This window comes from Rhodococcus sp. C26F, from assembly GCF_053345925.1.
In genome coordinates this window covers 415,215-421,577 of the sequence record NZ_JBKFBA010000002.1, presented here as the reverse complement: position 1 = coordinate 421,577, position 6,363 = coordinate 415,215, and the positions used below count along the sequence as shown (strand labels likewise).

General features: G+C 69.2%; 10 protein-coding genes. 6 read left to right on the top strand and 4 right to left on the bottom strand.

Annotated elements, in window-relative coordinates:
• Positions 1–32 precede the first annotated feature (32 nt).
• Genes rpsR through rpmB form a run of 4 tightly spaced genes read right to left on the bottom strand, consistent with a single transcriptional unit; the run spans position 33 to position 1,012 of the window.
• Positions 33–290 (bottom strand): 30S ribosomal protein S18, encoded by a 258-nt coding sequence (gene rpsR, locus ACLBYD_RS05135; RefSeq protein ID WP_006553776.1) that lies wholly within the window; start codon positions 288–290, stop codon positions 33–35.
• A gap of 10 nt (positions 291–300) precedes the next feature.
• Positions 301–606 carry a 30S ribosomal protein S14 gene (rpsN, locus tag ACLBYD_RS05130; protein ID WP_006553777.1) on the bottom strand — a complete coding sequence of 102 codons (306 nt, stop codon included), beginning with the start codon at positions 604–606 and terminating at the stop codon, positions 301–303.
• 2 nt (positions 607–608) lie between these two features.
• Positions 609–776, bottom strand: coding sequence for a 50S ribosomal protein L33 (rpmG, locus tag ACLBYD_RS05125; protein ID WP_006553778.1), 168 nt, complete (start codon positions 774–776; stop codon positions 609–611).
• The gene (gene rpmB, locus ACLBYD_RS05120; RefSeq protein WP_159416487.1) at positions 776–1,012 is read right to left on the bottom strand and encodes a 50S ribosomal protein L28; all 237 of its coding nucleotides are present in this window, start codon (positions 1,010–1,012) and stop codon (positions 776–778) included. The genes rpmG and rpmB overlap by 1 nt, the downstream gene beginning before the upstream one ends.
• A 101-nt stretch (positions 1,013–1,113) precedes the next feature.
• Here rpmB and mrf point away from each other — a divergent pair, with 101 nt between their 5' ends.
• The 6 genes from mrf (at position 1,114) to ACLBYD_RS05090 (ending at position 6,353) form a co-directional block, all read left to right on the top strand.
• Positions 1,114–2,331 (top strand): ribosome hibernation factor-recruiting GTPase MRF, encoded by a 1,218-nt coding sequence (gene mrf / locus ACLBYD_RS05115; RefSeq protein WP_447815645.1) that lies wholly within the window; start codon positions 1,114–1,116, stop codon positions 2,329–2,331.
• The gene (locus ACLBYD_RS05110) at positions 2,328–2,579 is read left to right on the top strand and encodes a type B 50S ribosomal protein L31 (RefSeq protein WP_447815644.1); all 252 of its coding nucleotides are present in this window, start codon (positions 2,328–2,330) and stop codon (positions 2,577–2,579) included. The genes mrf and ACLBYD_RS05110 overlap by 4 nt, the downstream gene beginning before the upstream one ends.
• A gap of 32 nt (positions 2,580–2,611) precedes the next feature.
• The gene (rpmF, locus tag ACLBYD_RS05105) at positions 2,612–2,785 is read left to right on the top strand and encodes a 50S ribosomal protein L32 (protein WP_447815643.1); all 174 of its coding nucleotides are present in this window, start codon (positions 2,612–2,614) and stop codon (positions 2,783–2,785) included.
• Positions 2,786–2,854: 69 nt separating this feature from the next.
• On the top strand, positions 2,855–3,544 hold the full coding sequence (locus ACLBYD_RS05100) for a response regulator transcription factor (RefSeq protein WP_006553783.1): 690 nt from the start codon (positions 2,855–2,857) through the stop codon (positions 3,542–3,544).
• A gap of 8 nt (positions 3,545–3,552) precedes the next feature.
• Entirely contained in the window at positions 3,553–4,956 is a 1,404-nt protein-coding gene (locus tag ACLBYD_RS05095) for an ATP-binding protein (RefSeq protein ID WP_447815642.1), read from the top strand.
• A gap of 167 nt (positions 4,957–5,123) precedes the next feature.
• Positions 5,124–6,353, top strand: a complete 1,230-nt coding sequence (locus ACLBYD_RS05090) for a S1C family serine protease (protein WP_447815641.1) — start codon at positions 5,124–5,126, stop codon at positions 6,351–6,353.
• Positions 6,354–6,363 lie beyond the last annotated feature (10 nt).

Here is a 6,363-nt window from a genome sequence, read left to right as displayed (position 1 = left end):
CGATGGGGAGAGGCGGCGTCGGAAGCTACGACCTACTTGCTGCTGACGTAGGGGAGCAGAGCCATCTCACGGGCGTTCTTCACCGCGACGGCCACCTGACGCTGCTGCTGCGGGGTCAGGCCCGTGACGCGACGGCTGCGGATCTTGCCGCGGTCGGAGATGAAGGTGCGGAGCAGATTGACGTCCTTGTAGTCGACGTACTCGATCTTCGCCGCGAAGAGGGGGTTCTTCTTGGGCTTGCGTCCCTCTACGGCACGCGACTTCTTCGACGGTCCTCGCTTGACTGCCATATCTCGCTCCTCACCAGCTCGACTTGTGGACGCCGGGTAGTTCCCCGCGGTGGGCGAGTTCACGCACACGCACTCGTGAGAGCCCGAACTTTCGCAGGTGGCCGCGCGGGCGGCCGTCCGCAGCGTCTCGATTGCGCAATCGTACCGGACTGGCGTCGCGGGGTAGACGCTGCAGTGCCCGCTGGGCTTCGCTGCGCTCTTCGGGCGAGGACGACGGTCGGCGCACGACCTCCTTCAGTTCCGCGCGGCGCTCGGCGTACCGCGCCACGATCGCCTTCCGTTGCTCGTTGCGTGCGATCTTCGATTTCTTCGCCACGACTACTTCTCCTCGCGGAAGTCGACGTGTCTGCGCAGCACGGGGTCGTACTTGCGCAGGACGAGACGGTCGGGATCGTTCCGGCGGTTCTTCCGGGTGACGTAGGTGTAGCCGGTCCCGGCGGTCGAGCGAAGCTTGACGACGGGCCGGATCTCGCTGCGTGCTGCCATCAGAACTTCTCCCCGCGGGCACGCAGACGTGCGACAACGCTCTCGATGCCGTCGCGGTCGACGATCTTGATGCCCTTGGTGGACAGGTTCAGCGTGACCCGGCGTCCGAGCGAGGGTACGAAATAGGTTCTGCGCTGGATGTTCGGGTTCCACCGCCGGCTGGTGCGGACATGGGAGTGCGATACGGATCTCCCGAAACCGGGTCGCCGTCCGGTGAGTTGGCACGTGGCCGACACGTCGGCTCCTTTCGTAGGTAACGACAATCATTTTCGACAAAGTGCGTCGCCGACTGTACGCTTTGATGTCGTTAATGACAATCGTTATCGAAAGGAGTCCTGTGGACATCAGGACGCCGCTCGTCATCGTCTGCGGATGGCGCGGACGGACTGCGCAGGCCGCGCGGTCGCTACTGCGTCCGGGCACCGCGGTCGTCCACCACGACCTGTCCGGTCTCGACCAGGGCGTACTCCGCCGCTCCGTGCTCACCGTCGAGGATGAACGCACCGAGATCCTCGAACTCGCGCACGGGTGCGTCTCCTGCACACTGCGCGAGGATCTGCTGCCGCTTCTGCGCCGCATGCGCGACTACAGCAGCGTCGACCGGATCGTGCTGCACCTCGACCCGCAACTCGAACCCGAGGCCTTGTGCTGGGCAGTCGAACATGTCGTGGTGAGCGGGATCGTCGGTCGTGTCGACGGACCCGCGTCCCTCGATGTCCGGGTGGACGGCGTCGTGACCTGCCTCGACGCCGCAACCTGGCTCGAGGACGCGACGGGCGACGACGAACTGAACGAGCGTATCGACGACGACCGCACCCTGGCGCAGGTCGTCGTCGGCCAGGTCGAGTTCGCCGATGCGCTGGTGGTGCTCCCCGGGGCGGACGGCTGGCAGCAGGCCCGCCTGCACGCGGTGCTCACCCGACTCGCCCCGGACGCGCCGATCGCGTGGGCGGGGGAACCGGACGTCGAGCGCCTGCTCCGGGAGATACCCGCCACCGCCCGTCGCGGGGCGATCGACGGGGCACACTCGCCGCTCCTGCGCGGTCAACCGCCTCTCGGCGACGACTGCGGAATCCGCCTCGTCGAGTTCTCCGCCGACCGGCCGTTCCATCCGGAACGTCTCCACCACGCGATCGACGTGCTGCTCGACGGCGTCGTGCGCGCCCGCGGGCGACTGTGGGTCGCCACCCAACCCGACAATGCGCTGCTCGTCGAATCAGCCGGTGGAGGACTGCGGGTCGCTCACGCGGGGCCGTGGCTCGCGTCGATGACTCCCGATCAGCAGCGCGAGGTCCCGGCGGAACGCCGCGCGATGGCGTCGCTGCGCTGGGACGAACGCTACGGCGACCGGGACACGAGCATCGTCGTCCTCGTCCACGACGCCGACCCGGATCTCATCGACCGCACCCTGCGTGCGGCGATCGTGACCGACGAGGAGTTCGACCGCCCCGACCTGTGGCCGACCTGGCACGACCCCTTCGGCCGATTCCACGAAGACCCTTGTGACGACCTCCCGGCAGACCGCCGCGACAACGAGAGAGAAGGACACCGATGAAACCAGGCCTGCATCCCGACTACCACCCCGTGGTCTTCCAGGACGCCAACACCGGCGCCACCTTCCTGACCCGCTCCACCGCGACATCCGAACGCACGACCGTCTGGTCGGACGGTCTTACCTACCCGCTGATCGTCGTCGACGTCACGAGCGACTCGCATCCGTTCTGGACGGGCGCCGCCCGCCTGCTCGACACCGCCGGTCGCGTCGAGAAGTTCGAACGCAAGTACGGCCGGCGCCGACCCTGATCCCGCCCGTCCCGACATCGAAGGAGAACGACATGGCAGTCCCCAAACGCAGGAAGTCCCGCTCCAACACCCGTCACCGCCGGTCGCAGTGGACGGCGAAGGTCCCCGATCTCGTGCCGGTCACGGTCGACGGAACGACCGTGAAGGTGCCCCGCAGGCTCGTCGAGGCCGTGCACAGGGGTGAGGTCGACCCGCGGCCCGACTGAGTCGTAGAGCCCGCCGGCCACCACGGGTTCTCAGCGCGCTCTCAGTAGGCGCAGGCCACAATGGTGATCATGCGCATTCTGGTGGTCGACGACGACCGTGCGGTGCGGGAGTCGCTGCGCCGGTCACTGAGCTTCAACGGATACACGGTCGACCTCGCGACGGACGGGCAGGACGCCCTCGAACAGGTCGCGACGTCGCGTCCGGATGCGATGGTGCTCGACGTCATGATGCCGCGCGTCGACGGCCTCGAAGTGTGCCGCCGGCTCCGCAGCACCGGCGACGACCTGCCGATCCTCGTCCTCACGGCGCGCGACTCCGTCTCGGAGCGGGTCGCGGGTCTCGACGCGGGCGCCGACGACTACCTGCCGAAACCGTTCGCGCTCGAGGAACTGCTCGCGCGACTGCGGGCGCTGCTGCGTCGTGCCGCGCCCGACCCGGACTCGTCCGCCGACGAGGTGCTGCGGTTCGCCGACCTCAGCCTCGACCCTGCGACCCGCGAGGTCACTCGCGGCGACCGGCCGATCAGCCTCACCCGCACCGAGTTCTCCCTGATGGAGATGCTCATGGCGAACCCGAGGAGGGTCCTCACGCGCAGCCGCATCCTCGAGGAGGTGTGGGGTTACGACTTCCCGACCTCCGGCAACGCCCTCGAGGTCTACGTGGGGTATCTGCGACGCAAGACCGAGGCCGGTGGGGAACCGCGCCTGATCCACACGGTGCGCGGCGTCGGGTACGTGCTGCGCGAGACCCCGCCGTGAGCGACCTGATGCGACCACCTCTTCTCCTGACCCGCTCGGTGCCGCTGCGCATCCGCGTCACGCTCCTCGCGGCCGGCGCAGTGGCGCTCGCCGTCGCCGTCACCTCCATCGCGGCCTACGCCGTGGTCTCGCGGGCGTTGTACTCGGAGGTCGACACCCAGTTGCGGGCGCGGGCCGCCGCGCTCGTCGAGTCGAGCACCCTCATCACCTACGACCCGCGCTACATCGGTGGGGCCCAGCTCTACAGCTCCGACATCAGCGTCGCCCTGATCTACCCGGATCTCGGCAGGTACGTGCCGCCGGGCTCGTCGGTGCCCATCGGCGAACCCGAACTGGCGGTGGCCGAAGGCGACCGGGAGTCGTCGCTGCGCACCGTCGCCCAGCAGCGCGTACTGGCCCAGCGCATGCCCGACGGCAGCACGGTCGTGATCGCGCAGCGACTGCGTCCCACGGTCGAGATCCTCAACCGCCTGGCGAGTGTGCTGTTCATCGTCGGCGGTTGCGGGGTGGTGCTCGCCGCCGCCGTGGGTGCGACGGTCGGCCGCACCGGTCTGCGTCCCGTCGCCCGGCTCACCGCCGCCGCCGAGCGGGTCGCCCGCACCGACGACCTGCGGCCCATCCGGGTGACCGGGCACGACGAGCTCGCCCGCCTCACCGAGAGCTTCAACATGATGCTGCGTGCGCTCGCCGAGTCGCGGGAACGGCAGAGCCGGCTGGTCGCCGACGCCGGCCACGAACTGAAGACACCACTGACCTCGCTGCGAACCAACATGGAACTGCTCATCGCCGCGAGCCGTCCCGGTGCACCGAGCCTGCCCGACGAGGACATGGCCGAGCTGCGGGCCGACGTCATCGGCCAGATCGAGGAGTTGTCGACGCTCGTCGGCGATCTCGTCGACCTCGCTCGTGAGGATGCGCCGGAGACGGTCTTCGAGGTCGTCGACGTCGCCGAGGTGGTGGACCGCAGTCTCGAACGTGCGCGTCGACGGCGTACCGACATCGAGTTCCGGGCCACCACCGAGCAGTGGTTCGTCTTCGGCGACCAGGCCGGACTCACCCGCGCCGTGGTCAACGTCCTCGACAACGCGGCCAAGTGGAGCCCAGCGGGGGAGGACGTCGTCGTGAACATGCGGCAGATCGCCAGCGGTCTGATGGAGCTGACCGTCGACGACGCCGGCCCGGGGATCCCGGAGGAGGAACGCGAGCTGGTGTTCGAGCGGTTCTACCGGGCGACGACCGCGCGGTCGATGCCGGGATCCGGCCTGGGACTGGCCATCGTGCGACAGATGGTCATGAAGCACGGCGGGACGATCGCCGTCGAGCGGTCGGATCGTGGCGGCGCGCTGATCCGCATCGTGCTGCCCGGTACACCGACCCTCGACGGAGAGACGCACCCCACCGCGATCGGGTGAATTCGACAGCAAAATCGCGGGTACTTCTGAGGCGACTCTCAGCTGCCCGGTCCATGCTGGACGAAGAAGCGCGGAGGTGCTCGACGCACCCCGCATGATCGGCCACCGCACGCCGACGTCGACCCGTATGCGTCCGGTGGCCCCGGCGGACGAAGGCGAAGTGACGAATGAGTGAGGACCCCACCCGCGGCGCGGGAACACCGCAACCGCAACCCCATCCGTACGGCCCCGGTGGATACACCGACCCCTACGCGCAGGCCGCCCAGCAGCCGGCACCTCCGCCGCCGGCGCCGGGACCGAATCACACGGCATCGAATCGCATGCCGGGCCGTTCCGCCCTCGTCGTCGGTGCCATCGCACTGGCGCTGGTGAGCGGCGGCATCGGTGGCGCGGTCGGCGCGTGGTCGATGCGCGACTCGTCCGGACCGGTCGTCAACTCCCTCGACGCTCCGCGGCCCGAGACGCAGACGATCGCCGCCGCTCCCGAGGGCAGCGTGCAGGCCGTCGCCGACAGGGTCGTGCCGAGCGTCGTGCGAATCGAGGTCCTCGGTCGCACGGGTGCCGGCGAGGGTTCGGGTGTGGTCCTGTCCTCGGACGGATTGATCCTCACCAACAACCACGTCGTGACGGGTGGCGGTCAGGGGGCGCAACTGACGGTCTTCTTCTCGGACGGGTCCACCGCGCCGGCGACGGTCGTCGGCGCGGACGCGGTCTCGGACATCGCCGTCATCCGGACGGAAGGTCGCACCGACCTCACGCCCATCGAACTCGGCAGTGCGGAGAATCTGGCGGTCGGCCAGGAGGTCGTGGCCGTCGGCTCGCCCCTCGGACTCCAGAGCACCGTGACGGCGGGCATCGTCTCGGCCCTCAACCGCCCCGTCTCCACGAGCGGGGACACTGCCAACCAGGCCTCGGTCATCGACGCGATCCAGACCGACGCGGCGATCAACCCGGGCAACTCCGGCGGCGCGCTCGTCGACATGGAAGGTCGCCTCGTCGGTATCAACACCGCGATCGCCACGGCCGGCGGACAGTCGGGCTCGATCGGCCTCGGCTTCGCGATCCCCGTCGAGCAGGCCCGGCGCATCGCGCAGGAACTCGTCGACACCGGGCAGGCGACGCACTCGATCATCGGCGTCCAGGTCCCGTCCCGGGACAACGCCTACGGCGCGCGCGTCGTGGAGGTCGTGCCCGATGGGCCGGCCGCTCGTGCGGGCATCCCGAACAACGCGCTCATCGTCCGCGTCGACGAGCGGGTCATCACCGACGGCGACTCGCTCATCGCCGCGATCCGCTCCCGCGCTCCGGGCGAGACCGTGAAGATCACCTACCGCACGGCCGACGGTGAGGAGAACACCGTCGACGTCGTGACCACCGCAGATTCCGCCGGACGATGAGGAACGACAT